Annotated in this window: 17 protein-coding genes, 2 tRNA genes and 3 pseudogenes; 7 read left to right on the plus strand and 15 right to left on the minus strand. The window is 67.9% G+C overall.

The window, feature by feature from the left end; all coding sequences use genetic code 11:
- The first annotated feature begins 64 nt into the window (after positions 1 to 64).
- The 6 genes and pseudogenes from bcsZ (at position 65) to ACFJI0_RS11235 (ending at position 6666) form a co-directional block, all read left to right on the plus strand.
- Positions 65 to 1180 carry a cellulose synthase complex periplasmic endoglucanase BcsZ gene (gene bcsZ / locus ACFJI0_RS11210; protein ID WP_382324971.1) on the plus strand — a complete coding sequence of 372 codons (1116 nt, stop codon included), beginning with the start codon at positions 65 to 67 and terminating at the stop codon, positions 1178 to 1180.
- A 5-nt stretch (positions 1181 to 1185) separates the two neighbouring features.
- On the plus strand, positions 1186 to 1977 hold the full coding sequence (locus ACFJI0_RS11215) for a hypothetical protein (RefSeq protein WP_382324973.1): 792 nt from the start codon (positions 1186 to 1188) through the stop codon (positions 1975 to 1977).
- Positions 1958 to 3055 carry a cellulose synthase subunit BcsC-related outer membrane protein gene (locus ACFJI0_RS11220; RefSeq protein ID WP_382324975.1) on the plus strand — a complete coding sequence of 366 codons (1098 nt, stop codon included), beginning with the start codon at positions 1958 to 1960 and terminating at the stop codon, positions 3053 to 3055. Before ACFJI0_RS11215 ends, ACFJI0_RS11220 begins: the two co-directional genes overlap by 20 nt.
- Positions 3056 to 3362: 307 nt before the next feature.
- Positions 3363 to 4790: pseudogene (locus ACFJI0_RS11225) on the plus strand (glycosyltransferase); the annotation flags it as partial.
- A gap of 103 nt (positions 4791 to 4893) precedes the next feature.
- Positions 4894 to 5523, plus strand: coding sequence for a PilZ domain-containing protein (locus ACFJI0_RS11230; protein ID WP_382325622.1), 630 nt, complete (start codon positions 4894 to 4896; stop codon positions 5521 to 5523).
- 3 nt (positions 5524 to 5526) lie between these two features.
- Positions 5527 to 6666, plus strand: a complete 1140-nt coding sequence (locus ACFJI0_RS11235) for an ATP-binding protein (RefSeq protein WP_382324977.1) — start codon at positions 5527 to 5529, stop codon at positions 6664 to 6666.
- Between the two features lie 5 nt (positions 6667 to 6671).
- Here ACFJI0_RS11235 and ACFJI0_RS11240 read toward each other — a convergent pair.
- The 7 genes and pseudogenes from ACFJI0_RS11240 to tolB form a co-directional block, all read right to left on the minus strand.
- Positions 6672 to 6747 (minus strand) — tRNA-Lys (locus ACFJI0_RS11240).
- 44 nt (positions 6748 to 6791) lie between these two features.
- Positions 6792 to 6867: transfer RNA gene (locus ACFJI0_RS11245), tRNA-Lys, on the minus strand.
- Positions 6868 to 6941: 74 nt separating this feature from the next.
- Positions 6942 to 7769 (minus strand): ThiF family adenylyltransferase, encoded by an 828-nt coding sequence (locus ACFJI0_RS11250; RefSeq protein WP_382324979.1) that lies wholly within the window; start codon positions 7767 to 7769, stop codon positions 6942 to 6944.
- Positions 7766 to 8878 (minus strand): YeeE/YedE family protein, encoded by a 1113-nt coding sequence (locus ACFJI0_RS11255; protein ID WP_382324981.1) that lies wholly within the window; start codon positions 8876 to 8878, stop codon positions 7766 to 7768. Before ACFJI0_RS11255 ends, ACFJI0_RS11250 begins: the two co-directional genes overlap by 4 nt.
- Positions 8879 to 8957: 79 nt before the next feature.
- Entirely contained in the window at positions 8958 to 9740 is a 783-nt protein-coding gene (gene ybgF / locus ACFJI0_RS11260; RefSeq protein WP_382324983.1) for a tol-pal system protein YbgF, read from the minus strand.
- Between the two features lie 5 nt (positions 9741 to 9745).
- Positions 9746 to 10327, minus strand: a complete 582-nt coding sequence (gene pal / locus ACFJI0_RS11265; protein WP_382324985.1) for a peptidoglycan-associated lipoprotein Pal — start codon at positions 10325 to 10327, stop codon at positions 9746 to 9748.
- Between the two features lie 78 nt (positions 10328 to 10405).
- Positions 10406 to 11700: pseudogene (tolB, locus tag ACFJI0_RS11270) on the minus strand (Tol-Pal system beta propeller repeat protein TolB).
- 216 nt (positions 11701 to 11916) lie between these two features.
- On the opposite strand from tolB, the pseudogene msbA reads away from it, so the two are divergent.
- Positions 11917 to 13724: pseudogene (msbA, locus tag ACFJI0_RS11275) on the plus strand (lipid A export permease/ATP-binding protein MsbA).
- A 101-nt stretch (positions 13725 to 13825) separates the two neighbouring features.
- On the opposite strand, the gene ACFJI0_RS11280 reads toward msbA, so the two are convergent.
- The 8 genes from ACFJI0_RS11280 to purD form a co-directional block, all read right to left on the minus strand.
- On the minus strand, positions 13826 to 15391 hold the full coding sequence (locus ACFJI0_RS11280) for a ribonuclease E/G (protein ID WP_382324987.1): 1566 nt from the start codon (positions 15389 to 15391) through the stop codon (positions 13826 to 13828).
- A gap of 28 nt (positions 15392 to 15419) precedes the next feature.
- Complete coding sequence (locus ACFJI0_RS11285; protein ID WP_382157712.1) at positions 15420 to 16037, minus strand: Maf family protein; 618 nt, start codon at positions 16035 to 16037, stop codon at positions 15420 to 15422.
- Positions 16034 to 16501 carry a 23S rRNA (pseudouridine(1915)-N(3))-methyltransferase RlmH gene (gene rlmH, locus ACFJI0_RS11290; RefSeq protein ID WP_291117046.1) on the minus strand — a complete coding sequence of 156 codons (468 nt, stop codon included), beginning with the start codon at positions 16499 to 16501 and terminating at the stop codon, positions 16034 to 16036. Before rlmH ends, ACFJI0_RS11285 begins: the two co-directional genes overlap by 4 nt.
- A complete protein-coding gene (rsfS, locus tag ACFJI0_RS11295) occupies positions 16461 to 17189 on the minus strand; it encodes a ribosome silencing factor (RefSeq protein WP_382324989.1) in 729 nt (242 codons plus the stop codon). The genes rlmH and rsfS overlap by 41 nt, the downstream gene beginning before the upstream one ends.
- Positions 17186 to 17830 (minus strand): nicotinate (nicotinamide) nucleotide adenylyltransferase, encoded by a 645-nt coding sequence (gene nadD / locus ACFJI0_RS11300; RefSeq protein ID WP_382157706.1) that lies wholly within the window; start codon positions 17828 to 17830, stop codon positions 17186 to 17188. Before nadD ends, rsfS begins: the two co-directional genes overlap by 4 nt.
- Entirely contained in the window at positions 17830 to 18747 is a 918-nt protein-coding gene (gene hemF / locus ACFJI0_RS11305) for an oxygen-dependent coproporphyrinogen oxidase (protein WP_382325624.1), read from the minus strand. Before hemF ends, nadD begins: the two co-directional genes overlap by 1 nt.
- 2 nt (positions 18748 to 18749) lie before the next feature.
- Positions 18750 to 19220, minus strand: a complete 471-nt coding sequence (locus tag ACFJI0_RS11310) for a 1-acyl-sn-glycerol-3-phosphate acyltransferase (protein ID WP_382324991.1) — start codon at positions 19218 to 19220, stop codon at positions 18750 to 18752.
- A 169-nt stretch (positions 19221 to 19389) separates the two neighbouring features.
- Positions 19390 to 20664 (minus strand): phosphoribosylamine--glycine ligase, encoded by a 1275-nt coding sequence (purD, locus tag ACFJI0_RS11315; protein ID WP_382324993.1) that lies wholly within the window; start codon positions 20662 to 20664, stop codon positions 19390 to 19392.
- Positions 20665 to 20674 lie beyond the last annotated feature (10 nt).

A 20674-nucleotide genomic window follows, 5' to 3' on the forward strand; every position in this document is an offset into this window, starting at 1 on the left:
GACATGGCCCATCCGGCTTCTCCGATTCACCCGCTGGGGCCGCGGCGCAACAGGCGCCCTGGCCTTGGCGATCGCGGGCCTTCCCGGGATGTCGCAGGCCGCCCCCTGTGCCGACTGGCCCTTGTGGGAGTCCTTTCGCAAGACCTACATCAGCCTGGATGCGCGGGTGCAGGACCTTGACTTGCCACACAAGCCCACGGTCTCGGAAGGACAGGCGTACGCGCTGTTCTTCGCCCTGGTCGCGGGTGACCGACAGCAGTTCTCGAGCTTGCTCGAGTGGACCCGGAACAACCTGGCCCGAGGCAACCTGCACCAGTTCGCCCCCGGCTGGCATTGGGGACGGTCGGCCTCGGGCCAGTGGGAGCTGCTGGACAGCAACCCCGCCAGCGACGCCGACCTGTGGCTGGCCTACACCCTGCTGGCGGCAGGCCGGCTCTGGCACGACGAGGCCTACACGCGGCTGGGACAAAGCCTCGCCGCCCGCCTGCTGCGGGACGCCAGCGCCGTGTTGCCCGCCTTGGGGCGCAGCCTGCTGCCCGCTCCGATCGGTTTTCAACTTGGACCCGACCGATGGCGCCTCAACCCAAGCTACGCCCCGGTGCCCTTGCTCCGGGGCCTGTCCGCCCTCACGGGCCAGCACGAATGGTTGGAGATGGTCGAACCCACCCTGCGCCTGATGGTGGAATCCGCGCCGCACGGCATCTCGCCCGAATGGGCGATCTGGGATGCGCGCAGCGGGTGGCACGCCGACGCACAAACCGACGGGATGGGCAGCTACAACGCGATCCGCACGTACCTCTGGACGGGCCTGTCCCGCAACGACCCCGCTTTCGAACGGCTCGCGCTGGCATTCCTTCCCTGGTTGCATTGGGTGGGTCAAAACGGCCATGCCCCGGAAGCACTCAACGCGGCCACCGGCGTCAGCACGGAACAGACGCCCCGGGAGGGTCCTGCGGGGTTCGATGTCGCGGCGCTGGTGTTGGCCGACAGCCTGGGCTTCACCACCCTGAAGCGGCACTTGCAGACGAGGATCGACGCCAGCCTGTCGCGCCAGTCGCCCGGCTACTACAGCCATGCGCTGGCCCTCTTCGGGCTGGGCTGGATGGAGGGTCGCTACCGGTTCACGCCCCAAGGAGCATTGCTCCTGCCCGACAGCGCATGCGAGCCACGGGGGCGGTGATGCGTGTGGCCCTCGTCCTGCTGGTGTGGGGCCTGTGGCTGCCTGGATCTCACGCGAAAGCAACGGCCGATGCGCCCGAGGTGCGGCAGTTGCTCGAGAGCGCCCAGTATTGGGCCGAACGCCAGCGGCCGGACCTGGTTCGCCAGCTGATGCGCAAGCTGCTGGCCATCCAGCCGCGCCACCCCAAGGCGCTGGAGACCCTGGGCTTGGCGGCCAACCCTGGCTCACCACCGCGAAGCGGCGCGCTGGCGCCCGCCAACTCACCGGTGCCAACGCCTTCCACCCGAGCCAGAACGACACGGCCCGCGCCATCAGCGCTCGCACTGGCAAGGGCCGCGCGAACACCCATCGCGCAGCCTGCACAAGCCGTGGTCGCCGATGTGCCGCCTGCCGCCCTGCCCGAGGCGCCCGCCGACGCAGGTATTCCCCGGGTCGAGGTGGGTGAAGCATGGGTGGAAGAAGAACCGCCCGCCCGCGCTGAACCGGACCTTCAAGCGGTGTGGGAGGCCCTGGACCAGCGCCGCGCCGCGGACGGGGTGCGGCTCGGACGGGCGCTCAGCGAACGGTATCCCGAACGCCCCGATGTCTCCCGCGCCCTCGCCTTGGCGCTGCGGGATGCAGGCTTGCGCGGCGAGGCGCGCCTGGGCCTCGAACAGGCCGTGCGGCAATCGCTGGAGGCACCGGCCTCTCTCCAATGGGTGGCCCGGGAATCCCGAAACGCCTTGCAGGCATTGGACGCACGCCGACAACCCGAAGTGCGCAGCGGGACTGACCTGGGTGTACAAGCCCGGCGATGAGGCCGTCTCGCGCCTGGACTCCCGGGTCGCGAGCCTGCGGGTGCGCCAGCCTTGGGGCGATCACGGCCATTGGTTCGGGCAGCTTGACTCGATCCGGCTGGAAGCCGGACGGGCGGACGCCGCACAGCTCATCCGCTCGGGCGACTGGGGCAGCGCCGCCTTGCGGCAACCACCGAGTCCAGGCAGAACTCCCATGCACGCCCATGCCCAGGGCCGCGCCCTGACGGTCGGCTACGACGCCGACCGGTGGCGCGCCGACATCGGCACCACGCCGCTCGGCTTTGAGTTCGCCGGCCTTGCCGCGGGCCTGGACCTGAAGGGCCGCGTGGGCTCGGCGGACTGGGGCGTCTCGCTGGCCCACCGCCCCGTCACGGGAAGCCTGCTGTCCTACGGCGGCCAACGCGACCTGTTTTCGGGCATCCGCTGGGGTGCGGTGCGCCGAACGTCGGCGCTTCTGCAATCCGCGACCACCTGGAGGGGGCTGGAGCCTTTTGCCCAACTCGAATGGGCGACCTACCGCGGGCACGAGGTTCTGCCCAACCGCGAGCAAGCGGCCGCCATGGGCGTGGACTGGGCCCTGAGCCGTGGCGCGGACCACTACCTGGCCGTGGGTCCGGTGCTTCGCCTGCGCGCCTTCGACAACAACCAGAACCACTACAGCGTGGGTCATGGTGGCTACTACAGCCCCCAACGCAGCACCACGGTGAGCGTTCCGGTGCAGGCGGCGATGCGCGGCACCGATCTTTCCTGGGTGGTTCGCGTGGCGCCGTCCTGGAGCCAGTCGAGCACCACGAGCGCGCCGCGCTTCCCCACGCGAGCCGACCTTCAGGCCCAGGCCGCCGCACAGGGCCAAGGCACGTATGGCGGCAGCCGTGGGCCGGGTGCCGGCTGGGCATTGCAAAGCACATGGGAGTACCGCATGAACGCACACTGGACAACCGGTTTTCGGGTGGCGGCCGAGCGCTCACCCGACTACGCCAAAGAGCAGGTTCACCTCTACCTGCGATGGCACGAGAAACCCCAGCGCGGTCCCGTGCCCCTGTGGCCTTCAACGGTGATGCCCCATGCTGGCGTTTGAACCTTTTCCCCGCGCCGCCCATCGTCTGCCCACCCACTGGCGCCTGAGCCTGTGGGTGCTGCGTCCCCGGGCTCTCGCGGCCCTGCTGCGCTGGACCGGCGCCATGTTGTCGGGGCCCGAGCGTGCCGCGCTGAAAGCGCTGCAGGAGCCCAGCAAGCCCGTGACCGGGTACCAGCCTGCGCGCCTGGCTGCCGCGCGCAGGCGCCTCCCAGCCGGCCGCAAGGCCGCCGAGCACCCCTGGATGGCCCATCCGCCCGAGCTGGCCTGGCGGGCCGCGACCTGCCTGGGGCTGCTCATCCTGATGGCGATGGTGCTCACACCCACCTCGAACGCGCAGCAATGCCTGCTGGGGGGTGCCTTGCTGGCCGTGGCCGGGCTGTGCGCCAGCGCGCCCAGGGGTTCCGATGACCGCTCACAGGTGCTGCTTCTCATGGGGATTTCCGTGCTGCTCGCGGGCCGATACGCCTGGTGGCGGGTCACGCAAACCCTGCAGTTCAATGGTGTCGCGGAAACCGTGATCGGCCTGTTGCTGCTCATGGCCGAGGTCTACTACTGGCTGGTGCTGCTGCTCAGCCACGCGCAGGCGGCTTGGCCCCTCCGGCGCGCGAAAGCACCGGTCCACCGGCCCGCGGCCGAACTGCCGCATGTGGACGTCTTCATCCCCACCTACAACGAGCCGCTGCACGTGGTGCGTCCCACCTTGCTGGCGGCTCAGAACCTGGACTGGCCGGCCGACAAGCTGCACATCCACCTGCTCGACGACGGCCGGCGCGACGAATTCGCGGCCTTCGCCCGCGCCGTGGGCGTGAACTACGTGCGCCGCACGGACAACCGCCATGCCAAAGCCGGCAACATCAACCACGCACTGGGGCGGACATCGGGCGAATTCGTCGCCATCTTCGACTGCGACCACATCCCGGTGCGGGACTTCCTGCGCGCCACCATGGGTTGGCTGGTCGACAAGCCCGACTGCGCCATGGTGCAGACGCCGCATCACCTGTTCTCACAAGACCCCATGGAGCGCAACACGCGCCTGGAACGTGGCATCCCCAACGAAGGAAAACTCTTCTACGGACCCGTGCAGAGCGGCAATGACCTCTGGAACGCCACCTTCTTCTGCGGGTCGTGCGCGGTCCTGCGCCGCAGCGCCCTGGAGGCCATCGGCGGGATCGCGGTGGAGACCGTCACCGAAGACGCGCACACCGCGCTGAAACTGCATCGCCTGGGCTACACGACCACCTACCTCCCGCGCATCCTCGCCGCAGGGCTCGCCACGGAGAGTCTCGCCGGCCACATCGGACAGCGCATCCGCTGGGCGCGGGGCATGGCCCAGATATTCCGGCTCGACAACCCCCTGCGAGGCAGGGGGCTCACCCTGATGCAGCGCCTGTGCTACTGCAACGCCATGCTGCAGTTCTTCAATGGATTGCCTCGTCTGATCCTGTTGACCGCACCCATCGCCTACCTCGTGTTCGGCCTGCAGTTGCTCGATGCCGCCGTGCCGACCCTGATGGCCTACCTGCTGCCGCACCTGTTGATGGGAAAGATCTTCGAGAAGCGGGTGATGGGACCGTTTCGCGCCTCCTCCTGGGGCAGCGTGTACGAAACCGTGCTCGCCTGGTACATCATGCGCCCCACCCTTGTGGCGCTCATCGCGCCGCGCCTGGGCCGCTTCAATGTCACGGCCAAAGGCGGCCGCATCGAACACGAGTTCTTCGACTGGCACATCGCCACGCCCTACGTCGTTCTCATCTCGGTCAACCTGCTCGCCTTGCTGTTCGGCGTGGCGCAGCCTGATGCAGAGCGCCCGGCTCGACAGCACCGCGGTGTCCCTGAACATGGGGTGGGCGGTGTTCAACCTCCTGCTGCTGGGCGTCGCGGTGCGCGTGCGCACCGAGACCCGCCAGGTCCGAAGCGCACCACGGATCCGGCTCGCCCACCGCCTGCCGGCCCGTTTGCAGGTGAACGGCGCTTCGCCACTCCACGCCAGCCTGGTCGATTTCTCGCTCGAAGGCGTGGGACTGGAGATCTTGGCCGCTCTGCCCTGTCAACCGGGCCAGGCTTGCCATGTGCACCTGCACGACGGACGGGCCTGGCACGCATTCCCCGCGATCATTTCCCGCCTTCGCGGCACCTCGCTGGGCGTCCAGATCGATCCGCTCGACGTCGCCGAGCAACGCAAGCTCATGGCCTGCACCTTCTCGCGCCCCGACCTTTGGCGCCGACAGTCCGCGCTGCGCCACCGCGACCGTCCCGGGTGGGAGCTGTGGCAGTTGCTGCGCACCGGCGTGAACGGCTACGCCCCGCTGCACGGCCGCTCCAGCAAGACGCTGCTGCAACTGGCGGACCGCGCGATGTACCACGCCAAGAACTCCCGCAAGGGCTCCGTGCACGAGTTCATCCAGCAGCACCCTCAAGTCCCCTTGCGCTTCGACACCGGGTTCGACGTGCTTCCTTCCGAGGATTGAGGCATGAGCACCCAGCCCTGCTCACCCGAAATCCTGTGGGTGGACCCGACGCCATTGCCACATGCGATGCACGCGGAGGGCTGGCCTGTCCGTGTCGCGCGTGACGAAGACGAGGCCTTGCAGCTCCTGCGCCGCCCGAGCCTTGGCCTGGCGGTGATCGCGGCCGACCACCGCATGCTGCGGCGCATGGCGTCCAGGCTGTCGCACAACGACCAGACGCGCCATGGCCATCTGGTCCGTCTGCTGATCACCGATGGGCATGACCCACGAGCCGATTTCGCGGCAATCAACGAGACATCGGTGTTCCGAATCCTGCAAAAGCCCCTGGAGCCCCACACAACGGACCAACACCTTCGTGCGGCGATGGACCTGTACACCAGACGGCGTCTGGAATCGCTGCGATGCGAGGACGGTGGTACGGGCTTGCGCGATGCACTCGCCTTCCTTGCCCACGAAATCAACACCCCGCTGTCCCTGATCCAGGGCTACACCCATGCGATGACCCATCGCTTGGGCGCCTTCTCCACGGAACCGGCTCCCACGGGCGCCGTGAGACAGGCGCTGGAAGTCACCGAACGAAGTGCAAGGCATTGCCAGTCCCTGATGACGTGGCTCGCGGAAACGGCCCAAAACGCGTGTATCCGTGGGGAATCGGCCCCCAGCTCGGCCTCCGGGCGGGTGTGGGTGATGCTGGAAGGCTATCCCTTTGTGGGCGAGGAGCGCGACTGGATCTCGATCGACGTCGGGCACGATTTCCCGCTTCCTTCGAAGGCCGGGTTGTTGCATCTGGTGCTCTGCACCCTGATGCGCACGGCGCTGAGCGCCTTGCAGGGCATGGCACAGCCACGCCTGCGAATCACCGTGGGTCTTCACGAAGGCGAGGCCTGCATTCGCCTATCGCACAACGGAAGGCGTCCACCCGCCGAGGCCCTGGATGCGCTGGCCGCCAGCCGCTCCCAGGGTTCGGGAGGTCTTGGCATGGGCCTGGTGCTCTGTCAACGCGTGATGCGAAGCCTGCAGGGCGACTTCCGGATCACCCTGGCGCCCAACGAAGACACCACGGCCATCTTGCACTTCGATGAGACGGCGACCGATCGCGCGGAGACAAGAAAAAGGGGCTTAGCCCTGCGGCTAAGCCCCTAGATCTTTGGTAGGACGTGGCAGGCTCGAACTGCCGACCAACGGATTAAAAGTCCGCTGCTCTACCAACTGAGCTAACGTCCCATCAAAAATGGTCTGGCTGCCGTGGGGCAACCGCTGAAAAACGGTGGTGGGGCGTGAGTGACTCGAACACTCGACCTACGGATTAAGAGTCCGCTGCTCTACCAACTGAGCTAACGCCCCCGAAGGGATTCTGCGTGAATGCCAGTGACCTGCACTGGATTCGAGTCTTGTCGACTGCTGCGCCAAGCCTCAAATTATAGCGTGGTTGTTACGGGTCTTTGAAGATGCCGCGTTTTTTTTGCGTCAGCGGCCAGTGTATTCATCACCCAGCCTGCGGCGCACAGGCCAAATGTGGCGGTCACGCTCACGGCCGAACCATAGCCGTGGCAATTGAGCGAGCCATCGTTGTCGTCCAGCCCGCAGGATGCATCCGGCGGTGCCACCGCCTCCCGGCTGAACACGCAGGCCACTCCCATCCGGCCGGTGCGTGAGCCGCCATGTTGCTTGCGCAACCGGTAGCGCAGCTGGGCCAGCAAGGGGTCGTGCGTGGTGTCGGCCAGGTCGGCCACCTCCACGGCCTGGGCCAGGCGTTTGCCCCCCGCAGCGCCCACCGTCACGAAGGGCACACCCTGAGACACCGACCAATCCGCCAGCGTGGTCTTGGCGCGCACCTGGTCGCAGGCATCGATCAGCGCGGACAGTTGCCCCGCGCCCTGAGGCAGTGCCTCCAGCAGGCCGGGCCAGTTGTCCGGTGTCACGAACTCGTCGATCACATCGACCACACAGTCGGGGTGGAAGAGCGCGATGCGTTCGCGCATGGCGTCGGCCTTGGCTTGCCCCAGCGTGGGCTCCAGCGCGTGGATCTGGCGGTTGATGTTGGACTCGGACACGTGGTCCAGGTCGATCAGCGTGAGCCGCCGGACGCCGCTGCGCGCCAGTGCTTCGACCGCCCAGGACCCCACCCCGCCGATGCCGACCACCGCCACATGGGCATCGAAGATGCGCTGCGCGCCTTCAACGCCATACAGGCGCCGAAGCCCGCCGAAGCGGCGTTCGAACACCTCGGGCGTGAGGGCGCTCACTCGCGGTCCAGCAGCCACATCTGGAAGCGGAAACCGCCGATGGCGCCGAGCACGATGCCGGTGACGGCGATCATGCTGAGGAAGCTCAGGGTGGACAGGCCTGACAGACCCTGCCCCACGGTACAGCCCAGGGCGGTCACGCCACCCACCCCCATGCAGGCCGCGCCCGCGATGTGCAATGCGGTGTCCTGCGTGCTGCGAAAGCCTTCCCAGCGGAAGCTGCCTTCGATCAAGGCACAGGCGAGCGAGCCCACGACCACGCCCGCGACGGTGACCACGCCGAAGGTGAGCAACTTGGACGTGTCGCTGAAGAAGATGATCCAGTCCAGCGTGTAGGCCATCGGCGCGGTGAAGGTGAGCGACTCCATGCGCCCCGAGTTGGAGGCCAGGTAGACCGCATCGAGCGTCTCGGGGTGTTCGGCCACGAAGCCCAGGTGGCCGCTGACCCACCACATGGCCACGATCACCAGGCCAATGCCCAGGCCCCCCAGCACATTGTTGAAGCTGCGGAACTCGGTGCCGAGCAGCGCCCACACCACCAGCGCGCCCCCCACCAGCACCGCCAGCAACAGGCCGGCGAGCGCGGGCTCCATGCCCAGCCCGCTGGACACCCACATGGGAATGGCGCCACCGGCAGGGATGTCGAAAGCCACCTTGTCCACCGTGTTGACGCGCAGCACGGCCAGCACCCCCCGCAGGGTCGCGAAGGCGGCAAAACCCATCACGAAGAAGACGACCAGGGACTTCAGGCTGCCCGCGCCAATGCGCACCAGCGTCTTGCTGCCGCATCCCGAGGCCAGCACCATGCCGAAACCGAACAGCGCGCCGCCCACCAGGGCCGAGAGCCAGATGATCCGGCCGGAGGTGTAGATGGATTTGCCCGCGTCGATCCAGCCCAGCCACGCCATGCCGTAGAAGCCGAGCACGGCCACGCCGACGGCCATGCCCCACATGCGCATGCGGGTCCAATCGCCCATGTTGACGATGTCGCTGATCGCGCCCATGGTGCAGAAATGGGTGCGCTGGGCGATGAAGCCAAAGGCCACGGCCACGGCGAAGGCAGCCCAGAGAACCTGGGTCTGCAGTTTGAGAAAGTCGGCAATTTCCATGGCCGCCATTGTAGGAGGCGGCCAACTCCCTCACCCGGCGAAGGCCACGGCACCGCGCTGGTGCCGTGTGCCCTGCGCCTCAGCGCAGGCGCGCGAGGCGTTCGCGGCCAGCCGCGGCGGCTTCCGAGTTCGGATGCGCCTTCACCAGATCCTCGAGCGTCTTGCGCGAGCCCTTGGTGTCCTTGAGTTCGATCTGGCTGTTGGCCATGGCCAGCATGGCTTCGGGCGTGCGCATGTGGGTCGGGAACTCGGTCACCAGGCGGCGGTGGGTGTCCACCGCTTCCTTGTAGGCACGGCTCGCGTACTGCGCGTTGCCCAGCCAGTACAGCACCGAAGGCCGGTAGCCGCTGGCGGGATAGCGCACCAGGAAGGCGTTGTACGCGCTCGCCGCCGGGCCGAACTCGGATTTGCGCAGCAGGTCCATGGCGGCATCGAAGTCGCGCTTTTCGTTGGGTGCGACCGTGAAGCTCTGGCGATCGTGATCGATGCGCAGCGGCTCCACCTTGCGCAAGCGCTCGTCCACGCCCGCCTGCACGTCCTTCTGCTGGCGCTGCAACTCCGACACTTCGCGGGCCAGTTGCTCGTTCTGCCCGCGCATGCGGGCGAGCTCGGCGCGCAACTGCTCGATCTGGTTGGAGAGTTCGAGCAGGCTGCGGCGGGTGGCCGCGTTGCTTTCGCGAGCCTCGGTTTTGGCGGCTTCGTCGGCCTGCTGGTTGGCATCGACCTTCTGGCGCAATTCGATGATGGCCCGGCGGGCTTCATCGTCGCCAAACAGGGCGTGTGCCTGCAGCGGCCACAACGCGGCCGCCGCCAGGGAGCCCGCACCCAGCAGGCTGGAGGCAAAACGCAAGCGGGTCACCATGGGGCTCAACGGTAGGTCAGTTCAACGCGGCGGTTCTTGCTGAACGCCGCTTCGTCAAAACCGGTCTGAGCGGGCTTCTCTTCGCCGAAGCTCACGGCTTCCATCTGGGTCTCGGGCACGCCCAGCAGCGACAGGGCGCGGCGCACGGATTCGGCGCGCTTCTGACCCAGGGCCAGGTTGTACTCACGGCCGCCGCGCTCGTCGGTGTGGCCTTCGAGGTTCACGCGGCGCGTGCGGTTGGCGTTGAGGTAGCGCGCATTGGCTTCCAGCGTGGCGGCCGACTCGGCCTTCACTTCGAAGCTGTCGTAGTCGAAGTAGATCACGCGGCTCAGGGCGTTCGGCTGGGCCGAGTCCGCACCATTGACCGACACGCCCGAAACACCACGCGGATCCACCGCGCCCGATTGGCCCCCCGTGCCACCGGCACCGGCGGCCGAACCCGTGCGGTCTTCCACCGGCACGTTGTCGAGCTTCACGCCGGAGCTGCAGGCCGCCAGGGCTGCCACCAGGCTGATACCGGCGATCAGGCGCAGCCAGCGGCCCGAGGTGCGAGGAAACGAGTTGGCGGAAGTGTTGTTGTTGGACATGGGAAATTCCTTTGGGAGATAGAAAAGAAGCTGGATGGACGATAGCGGACGCGGCTCAGACTCGCTGTGCGCTGCCGCTCATTTGAGGAAGGGGCCCCATTCGGGTTCGCGGATGTCGCCCTGGGCACCAGCCAGCCGGGTCTTGATGCGACCGTCGACGGTGGTGGTCATGAGCGCTTCCTGGCCCTTGTCGCGGGTGGCGTAGATGATCATGCGGCTGTTGGCCGCGAAGCTCGGGCTTTCGTCGCCGCTGGACTCGCTCAGGGCGGTGACGGTGCCACTGCCCAGGTCCATCACGTGCAGACGGAAGGCGCCGTTGATGCGGGAGATGAAGGCGAGCCAGCGGCCGTCCGGGCTCGGCGCGGGCGAGATGTTGTAGTTGCCGGTGAACGTGAGGCGCTGGGCATTGCCGCCCTGCGCACCCATGCGGTAGACCTGCGGGGAGCCGCCCCGGTCGCTCACGAAATAGATGCTCTTGCCATCCGGACTGAACACGGGCTCGGTGTCGATGCTGGCCGACTGGCTCAGGCGCCGGGGCTCACCGCCGTTGGCGTCCATGGTGTAGATCTGGGCGTTGCCCGAGATCGAGAGCGCTGCGCACCACCGAGCGGCCGTCGGGCGACCAGGACGGCGCGCTGTTGGAGCCCTTGAAGTTGGCCAGCAGGCGGCGCTTGCCGGTGGCGACGTCGTGCGCGTAGATCACCGGCTTGCGGGCCTCGAACGACACATAGGCCAGTTGGCCGCCTCCAGGCGCCCAGCTCGGCGAGATGATGGGCTCGGGGCTGGTGAGCGCGGCGCGCGCGTTCTCGCCGTCGGCATCGGCCACCCAGAGGTTGTAGCGCTGGCCGGCCTTGGTGACGTAGGCGATGCGGGTGGAGAACACGCCCTTGACGCCGGTGATCTTCTCGAACACATGGTCGGCGATGCGGTGGGCTGCCAGGCGCAGGTCGGTGGCGCCCACGGGGTAGCTCAGGCCGCCGAGGTCCTGCCCGCGCACCACGTCCCAAAGGCGGAAGCGCACGTCGAAGCGGCCGTCGGCCAGGCGGGTGACGCTGCCGGTCAACAGCGAATCCGAACCGCGTTCGCGCCAGGGGCCGAGGTCGGGGCGCGAGGTTTCGTCCAGACCACCGGACACCGGATCGACAAAACGGAACTGGCCGCTGCGCTCCAGGTCGGCGCGCACGATGGCGGCGATGTTTTCGCTGCGCAACGTCGTTGCCGCGGAATCCGACCACGGAAAACGGGAACTGCGTCAGGCCCACACCCGCCACTTCCACCCGGAACTGGGCGTGAGCGGACGACAGCGGCCAGGTCAGCAGGGGTAAGGAGGAAACGAGCCCGAGAACGGATCGCCTGGGAAGGGGGGCCTGCATGTCGTGTCGAGTCAAATCCAGCATCCTGTGTGTGTCGCCTGTGCCTTGGGTTGCGGCGCTGAGAATGCGTCGCAGCCAACCAACTGATAATAACGGAGGGCACTGGGCCTTCCGTGACAAGATGTGTGCACGCCGCTGCCTGCCCGGCATGCATCCGATGCTTGATTCCCGTGGCGCCACATTGTTCCGCCGATCTGCAAGATTTCCTGAAGCGACCTGCCCTTGACCGATACCGCCCAACCGCAAAAGCCCCTGGACGGCACCCTCACGCAGCGCCTGTTGCGCCTGTGGCCCTACTTCCGCTCGGCCAAGACCGGCATTGTCCTCGCGGCCGTCGCGCCCTGATCGGGGCGCTGACCGAGCCCCTGATCCCCGCCCTGCTGAAGACCCTGCTGGACCGCGGCTTCGCCCAGGGCAATGTCGAGCTGTGGATGGTGCCGGTGGCGCTGATGGGGCTGTTCGGCATTCGGGGCGTGGCCGGCTTCACCGCCCAGTACGCGCTGTCGTACACGGCCAGCCTGGGCCTGCTGAACCTGCGCCGCGCCATGTTCGTCAAGCTCAACGACGCCCAGATGACCCTGTTTGCACGGCAAAACGCCAGCAAGCTCTCCAACACCCTGGTGTACGAGGTGCAGACCGGCTCGCAGTTGCTGGTGACGGCCTTCCTCACGCTCACCAAGGACAGCCTGGCCGTGGTGGCCCTCATGGGCTACCTGCTCTACCTGAACTGGAAACTCACGCTCATCGTGCTGATGGTCTTTCCAGGTCTGATCCTGATCATGCGGGTGCTCTCGCGCCGCTTCTACAAGCTGACCCGCGACAGCCAGCAGGCCACCGACGAACTGGCGTATGTGGTGGAAGAAAACGTGCTCGCCCACCGCATGGTGCGCCTGCACGGCGCCCAGGCACGGCAGAGCCAGCGGTTCGACCGCCTGAGCATGGCCCTGCGGCGCCTGGCGCTCAAGTCCACCATCTCCTCGGCCGCCATGACCCCCCTGACCCAGCTGCTGGCGTCTGCCGCGCTGTCGGCCGTGATCGCGGTGGCGCTCTGGCAGAGCAGCACCAGCGGCGTGACGGTGGGCAACTTCGTGGCCTTCGTCACCGCGATGCTGATGCTGATCACCCCCATCCGGCACCTCGCCGAGATCGCCGCGCCCATCACGCGCGGGCTGGCCGCGCTCGAACGGGGCCTGGAACTCATCGAGCACACGCCCGAGCAGACCGGTGGCAGGCACGCCGCCGACCGGGTCTCGGGCTCGATTTCGCTGCGCGACGTCTGGGTGCGTTACCCCGCGAAAGACGGCGGCCCCGCCCGTGGGGACGACGACAGCCTGATCGCCCTCAGGGGGGTGTCGCTGGACATCCGGCCCGGCGAGGTGGTGGCCTTCGTGGGCCCCTCGGGTTCGGGCAAGACCACGCTGGTGAACCTGCTGCCGCGCTTCGTCGAAATCGAGCGCGGCGAGGTGCTGCTCGACGGCGTGCCGCTTCCCGAATGGGAGCTGCGCAGCCTGCGCCGCCAGTACGCCATGGTGAGCCAGGACGTGGTGATGCTCAACGACACGCTGGCCGCCAACGTGGCGCTGGGGGCGGCGGACGATCAGATCGATGAAATGCGCGTGCGCGCGGCGCTCGTCTCGGCCAACCTCGGCGAGCTCATCCAGCGCCTGCCCCAGGGCATCCACAGCACCGTGGGCCACAACGCGGCCGAGCTCTCGGGCGGCCAGCGCCAGCGCCTGGCGATCGCCCGCGCGATCTACAAGGACGCGCCCGTGCTGATCCTGGACGAAGCCACCTCGGCACTGGACAACGAGTCGGAACGGCTGGTGCAGGACGCCCTGGCCCGCCTCATGAAGGGCCGCACCACCCTGGTGATCGCGCACCGCCTCTCCACCATCGAGCACGCGGACCGCGTGATCGTGCTGGCCGACGGCCGCATCCGGGAACAGGGCTCGCACCGCGAGCTGCTGCAGGCCGACGGGCTGTACGCGCGCCTGCACGCGCAAAGTTTTCGGCCAGAGGTGTAGGCCGGAGAAAGCCCCCCTTCCAGAAACACCGCGGAACCGGCTTTGCCGGGCCGCAGGTGTTGCCCCTGGGGGGTGACGCCGAAGGCGGCGCAGGGGGATTCCTATAGCAGCACGATGTCGTACTGCTCCTGCGTCATCGAGCTCTCGCTCTGCAGGGAGATCGGCTTGCCGATGAAGTCCGACAGGCCCGCCAGGTGGGCACGCTCCTCGTCCAGGAACAGCTCGATCACCTTGGGCGATCCCACCACCCGGAATTCGCGCGGGTTGAAGGCACGCGCCTCGCGCAGGATCTCGCGCAGGATGTCGTAGCAGACGCTGCGCGCCGTCTTCACCGCGCCCCGCCCGCTGCAGGCCTCGCAGGACTCGCTCAGCATGTGGGCCAGGGATTCGCGCGTGCGCTTGCGCGTCATCTCCACCAGGCCGAGCTGAGAAAACCCCCCTGTCATGGTCTTCACGCGGTCGCGCGCGAGTTGCTTGCGAAACTCGGTGAGGACCGCCTCGCGGTGGTCGTCGCGCACCATGTCGATGAAATCCACGATCACGATGCCGCCCAGGTTGCGCAGGCGCAGCTGGCGCGCGATGGCCTGGGCCGCTTCCAGGTTGGTGCGGAACACGGTGTCGTCGAAATTGCGCGCGCCCACGAAACCACCGGTGTTCACGTCCACCGTGGTCAGGGCCTCGGTCTGGTCGATCACCAGGTAGCCGCCCGACTTCAGGTCCACCCGGCGGCTGAGCGCGCGGGCGATGTCCTCGTCGATGCTGAACAGGTCGAAGATCGGGCGCTCGCCGCTGTAGTGCTGCAGCTTGCCGACGGTATCGGGCATGAACTCGGCCGCGAAACCCACCAGCAGCCCGTGCTGCTCGCGCGAATCGATGCGAATCGATTGCGTCTCGGCGCCCACCAGGTCGCGCAGCACGCGCTGCATCAGGTTCAGGTCCTCGTGCAGCAAGGTGGCCGGCGGCTGGCGCGTGGCGGCTTCCTTGATGCGCAGCCAGGTCTTGCGCAGGTAGGCGGTGTCGTCCACCAGTTCCTCGTCGGTGGCGTCCTCGGCGTTGGTGCGCAGGATGAAGCCGCCCGCTGGGCTGCCGTCGGCGGTGGCGGTCAACCGCACGAGCCGCTGGCGCAAGGCCTCGCGCTGGGCGGGCGGGATCTTCTGCGACACACCGATGTGGTTGTCCTGCGGCAGGAACACCAGCAGGCGGCCGGCGATGCTGATCTGGGCCGTGAGGCGCGCGCCCTTGGTGCCGATCGGGTCCTTGAGCACCTGCACCATCAGGGCCTGGCCCTCGAAGATCTGGCGCTCGATGGGCAGCACGGGATTGGGCGCGAGCAGCTTGGCGCCGGCATTGACGGGAGGTGCCCCGGCTGCCGCCGGATCCACCTCGCTGGTCGACGGCGTCAGGGGACGTTCGCGCGGCGTGGCGTGTTTGGCCGCGATGTTGGGCATCAGATCGGCCACATGGAGAAAGGCCGCCCGGTCCAGGCCGATGTCGATGAAGGCCGACTGCATGCCGGGCAGCACGCGCGACACCTTGCCCAGGTAGATGTTGCCCACGAGGCCGCGTTCCAGGGTGCGCTCCAGGTGCACCTCCTGCACGGCCCCCTGCTCCACCACGGCCACGCGCGTCTCCTGGGGAGACCAATTGATCAGAATGTCCTGGCTCATGAAGCCCTTCTCCGTGGCGTGTGGTGTCTCAGATCAACCGCACGCCCGCGGCGTGCAGCACCTGCGCTGTCTCGTGCGCAGGCAAGCCCATGATGCCCGAATAACTGCCGCTGATGTGGCTGACCCACAAACCCGCGCGCCCCTGGATGCCGTAGGCGCCGGCCTTGCCCATGGGCTCGCCGGTGGCGACGTAGCGGCGGATCTGCGCGGCGCTCAGCGGTTCGAACGTGACCCGGGACGTGGACAAGGCCGCCCAGGTGCGATCGCCCCGGGCACCCGACTTGCCCACGGCGACCGCCGTCAGCACCCGGTGCTGCTGGCCCGCCAGATCGGCCAGCATGCGGGCGGCCTCGGCTTCATCGGCGGGTTTGCCAAGGATGCGGCGGCCCAGCGCCACGGTGGTGTCCGCGCACAGCACGGGCGCATTCGGCAGGCGGCGGCGCTTCAGACGCGCCAGAGAGGCTTCCAGCTTGAGCGCGGTGACCCGCTGCACATAGGCGGTGGGTGCTTCACCGGGCAGCACGGCTTCCAGCGTCTCCACGTCTTCCTCGGCATCGGGCAACAGCAGCTCGCAGCGCACGCCCCACTGTTCCAGCAGCTGCCGGCGGCGCGGGCTCTGGGACGCCAGGTAGATGAAATCGGTCATTCGCGGTGATAGGGATGGTTGGCGTTGACCGACCAGGCCCGGTACAGCTGCTCGATCAGCAGCACCCGCACCATGGCGTGCGGCAGGGTCAGGTCGGACAGTCGGATGCGCTGGTGGGCCGCGGCGCGGAAAGCCGGCTCCAGGCCGTCGGGCCCACCGATCACCAGGGCAACGTCGTCGCCCTCCAGCTGCCACTGCTGCAGTTGTTGCGCCAGGGCCTTGGTGGTGAGCGTGGTGCCGCGTTCATCGAGCGCGACCACGCGGCTGCCACGGGGAATGGCGGCCTCGATGCGCTCGCGCTCGGCCGCGAGCAGCGTCTCCAGGGTCTTGGAGCCGCGCGGCTCGGTCTTGACGGACTTGAGTTCCACCCGCAGCTCGGGTGGAAAGCGTTTGGCGTAATCGTCGTAGGCGGTCTGGGCCCAGTCAGGCACCCGCTGCCCGACCGCGACGATCAGCAGCCTCATGCCTTCTTCTTGGCGGCCGGTTGGCTGGTTTTCCTGGCCGCGGGTTTCGGCCGACCGACTTGGCGGCGGGTTTCGCGGTCTTCTTGCGCACGGGTTTGCCGACCACCACCTTGGGCAGGGGCGCCTTCTTGGCAGCGGTGGCGCCGCGCTTGGGTGCGGCGGCCTTGCTGGTGCTGGCCGGGCTCTTCTTCGCGGGCGCAGGCGGCGCGGCCTTGGCGGCCGTCTTGCGCACCACCTTCCTGGCCGCAACGGGGGCGGCCTCAGGCGCCTTGGCGGCCTTCTTCTTCGCGGCGGGCTTGGCCGGCGCGGCAGGCTTTTCCGTGCCGTGCTTGAGGCGCACGGGCTTGGCGCCCCAGATCTCTTCCAGGCGGTAGTACTGGCGGATCACGGGCTGCATCACGTGCGCCACGGCGGCGCCGCAGTCCACGATGATCCATTCGCCGTTGTCTTCGCCCTCGATGCGCGGCTTGTCGAAACCCGCTTCACGCACGGCATCGCGCACGCTGGCGGCGAGTGCCTTGGTCTGGCGGTTGGACGTGCCGCTGGCCACGATGACCCGCTCGAACAAGGGGGAGAGGTGCTCGGTGTTGAAAACCACGATGTCCTGACCCTTGACGTCCTCGAGCCCATCGACGATGGCCCTCTGGAGTCGCTGGATGTCTTTCTTGGCTGTGGTTTCGCTGGTCATGTAGGAGGCTGGTAGAGGTGGTGTTGTGAAATATAGCGTGCGACGGGCTCGGGCACCAGAACATCCAGCGCGCCGGTGCTCTGCGCGGGTTGGCCCACGCGGGCGCGCACGGCCGTCGCGCTGATGTTCTTCAGGGGCATGTTGAGCAGCTCGAAGGGAAGATCGACGCTGGAGAGGTCGGTTTCGGTGGCCTGGTCCAGGGGGGCGTCGGCACCGATGTTGGTGGCCCGGTTCGCCACGGCCAGCGTGGCCAGATCGAGCACCTCCTGCCAGCGCACCCAGTTCTTGAACGCCAGCAACTGGTCGGCGCCGAGGATCAGGAACAGCTGGGCCTGCGGGTACTCGCGCTTGAGTTCGCGCAAGGTGTCGGCGGTGTAGCTCGGGCCTTCGCGGTGGATTTCGCGCTGGTCCAGCTGCACGTGCGGCAGATCGCCAAAGGCGAGTTCGCACATCGCCACGCGGTCATCGGCGGGCGACAGCACGCGCGACTTGTGCCAGGCATGGCCCGTGGGCAGGATGTGCAGCGCATCGAGGCCAAGTTGGTTGAGCGCGGTTTCGGCCAGCGCACGGTGCGCCCAATGCGGGGGGTCGAACGCCCCACCGAACATGCCCACGCGCCGGGGTGGCGAGGTAGAAGCCATCAGATCCAGTCCTTGCGCACCAGGAACTCCTTGTACAACCGGTCTTCCGGCGTGCCTTTTTTCGTCTTGCGGTTGTAGGCCCAGCTCACCAGCGGCGGCATGGACAGCAGGATCGATTCGGCCCGTCCGCCGGACTGCAGCCCGAAATGCGTGCCCCGATCCCAGACGAGGTTGAACTCCACGTAGCGGCCGCGCCGGTACAGCTGGAAGCTGCGCTCGCGCTCGCCGTAGGGCGTGTTCTTGCGGCGGTCGACGATGGGCAGATAGGCGTCCAGGAAGGCGTCACCCACCGAACTCATCATGGCGAAGCTGCCATCGAAGCCCAACTCGGAGAAATCGTCGAAGAACACCCCGCCGATGCCGCGCTGCTCATCGCGGTGCTTGAGATAGAAATACTCGTCGCACCAGGTCTTGAAGCGCGGGTACTTGTCCACGCCGAAGGGATCGAGCGCGTTTTTCGCCGAGCGATGGAAATGCACCGCGTCCTCTTCAAAACCGTAGTACGGCGTCAGGTCCATCCCGCCGCCGAACCAGCACACGGGCTCGCCACCCTCGGGCGTGGCAGCGATCATGCGCACGTTCATGTGCACCGTGGGCACATAAGGATTGCGCGGGTGGAACACCAGCGAAACACCCATGGCCTCGAAGGGTGCACCGCTCAGCTCGGGCCGGTGCTGCGTGGCCGAAGGTGGCAGGCGGGGCCCGGTGACATGGGAAAAACCGCAGCCCGCGCGCTCGAAGACGGCACCGTCCTCGAGGATCTGCGTGACCCCACTGCCCTGCAGCGGCTCGCCGGCCGGCTTGGTCCAGCGGTCCACCACGAAACTGCCCCCATCGACCAGCGCCACGGTGGAGACGATGCGGTCCTGCAGGTCGGTGAGGTACTCACGCACAAAGGACGTGGGGGTCTGTTGCATGCTCATGCCGGATCGACGGAAAGGGGCCTGGACAAAGGTTGCACGGGGCTGGCGAGTTCGGGATGCAGGCCGCGCACGCTCTCGTACGACGCGGCCATGCGGGCGTAGTCCGCCGCCTCGTCGCCGCTCAGGCGAATGAAGTCGGTGACGTTCACCTGCTTGCGACTGTAATCGAGCTGGATCAGGGCCACGGGCACGTCCGCCCCCACCGCCACCTGGTAGAAGCCGCTGCGCCATCCTGGCGCGCGCCGGCGCGTGCCTTCGGGCGAGAGCGCCAGCCACAGCAGGCGTCCCTCCTGCCGATGCCGGGTCATCAAGGCGACCATCTCCCCCACCACGCCGCGAGGCGACTGGCGATCGAGCGGGATGCCACCCAGCCACCGCATCCAGGCACCCAGCACGGGCACGCGGAACAGCGTGTCCTTGCCCCAGAAGCGCGCCGGCACGCCAATGGCCCACTTGGCCAGCAGCATCACGACGAAGTCCCAGTTGCTGGTGTGGGGATAGACGACTGCGCAACGCCCTGCAGGCGCGGAAAACCATCAAAGCGCAGCTGCCAACCCAGACGGGACAGCAGCCAGCGCGACAGCGAAGAACCACGAAACCGGACCGCGTGCGGCCCGGGGTAGTCGGCGGAGGGGTTCAAAGTGCGCGGTACCCGATGTCGCGGCGGCACTGCATGCCGTCGAAGTGGATGGCGTCCACCACCTCGTAGGCGCGTTGCCGGGCATCGGCCACGGAGCCCGCCAGCGCCGTCACGCAGAGCACGCGCCCGCCCGACACCTGCACCGCGCCCGGCGCGCCGCTGGTGCCGGCATGGAAGACCATGCGATCGGCTTCGTCGGCCGGCAGGCCGGTGATGGCATCGCCCTTGCGCGGGCTCAGCGGGTAACCGGCGGCGGCCAGCACCACGCCCAGCGCCACCCGTGGGTCCCAGTCCAGCGCCACATGATCGAGCTCGCCACGGGTGGCGGACAACAGGACCTGGGCCAGGTTGCTGCGCAGCCGCATCATGATGGGCTGCGTCTCCGGGTCGCCCATGCGGCAGTTGAACTCCAGCGTCTTGACCTGCCCGTCGGGCGTGATCATCAGACCCGCGTAGAGGAAACCTGTGTAGGGAATGCCATCGGCCTTCATGCCCCGCAGCGTGGGCAGGATCACCTCGTTCATGGCGCGCTCGTGCACCGCCGGCGTGACCACCGGTGCGGGGGAGTACGCCCCCATGCCACCGGTGTTGGGGCCCTGGTCGGCGTCCATCAGGCGCTTGTGGTCCTGGCTGGTCGCCAGGGCCAAGGCGTGCTCGCCGTCGCACAGCACGATGAAGCTGGCTTCCTCACCCACGAGGAATTCCTCGATCACGACGCGCGCGCCACCCTCGTTGTGGGCCACGCCCAGGGTGTTGTCGACCAGCATGAAGTCGATCGCCTCGTGCGCCTCGGCCGCCGTCATCGCCACCACCACGCCCTTGCCGGCGGCCAGGCCATCGGCCTTGATCACGATGGGCGCGCCCTCGGTGTCCACGTAGGCGTGCGCGGCGGCCGGATCGGTGAAGGTCTGGTACTTCGCCGTGGGAATGCCATGGCGCTGCATGAAGGCCTTGGAGAACGCCTTGGAGCTCTCCAGCTGCGCGGCGGCCTTGGTCGGGCCGAAGATCGGCATGCCATGGGCGCGGAATTCATCCACCACGCCAGCCGCCAGGGGCGCCTCCGGGCCCACCACCGTGAGGGCGACGCCCTGCCCTTGCGCCCAGGCACGCAGCGCCGCCTTGTCGGTGATATCGAGGTTCGTCAGCGCCGGGTCGCGCGCGGTGCCGGCATTGCCGGGCGCCACGAAAACCTGTTGCACACCTTCGGCCTGGGCCAGCTTCCAGGCCAGCGCATGTTCGCGGCCACCGCCGCCAATCACGAGTACTTTCATCCGGGCCGAC

The organism is Hydrogenophaga sp. UC242_53 (assembly GCF_042696965.1).
In the GTDB taxonomy this organism is placed as follows: Bacteria; Pseudomonadota; Gammaproteobacteria; order Burkholderiales; family Burkholderiaceae_C; genus Hydrogenophaga.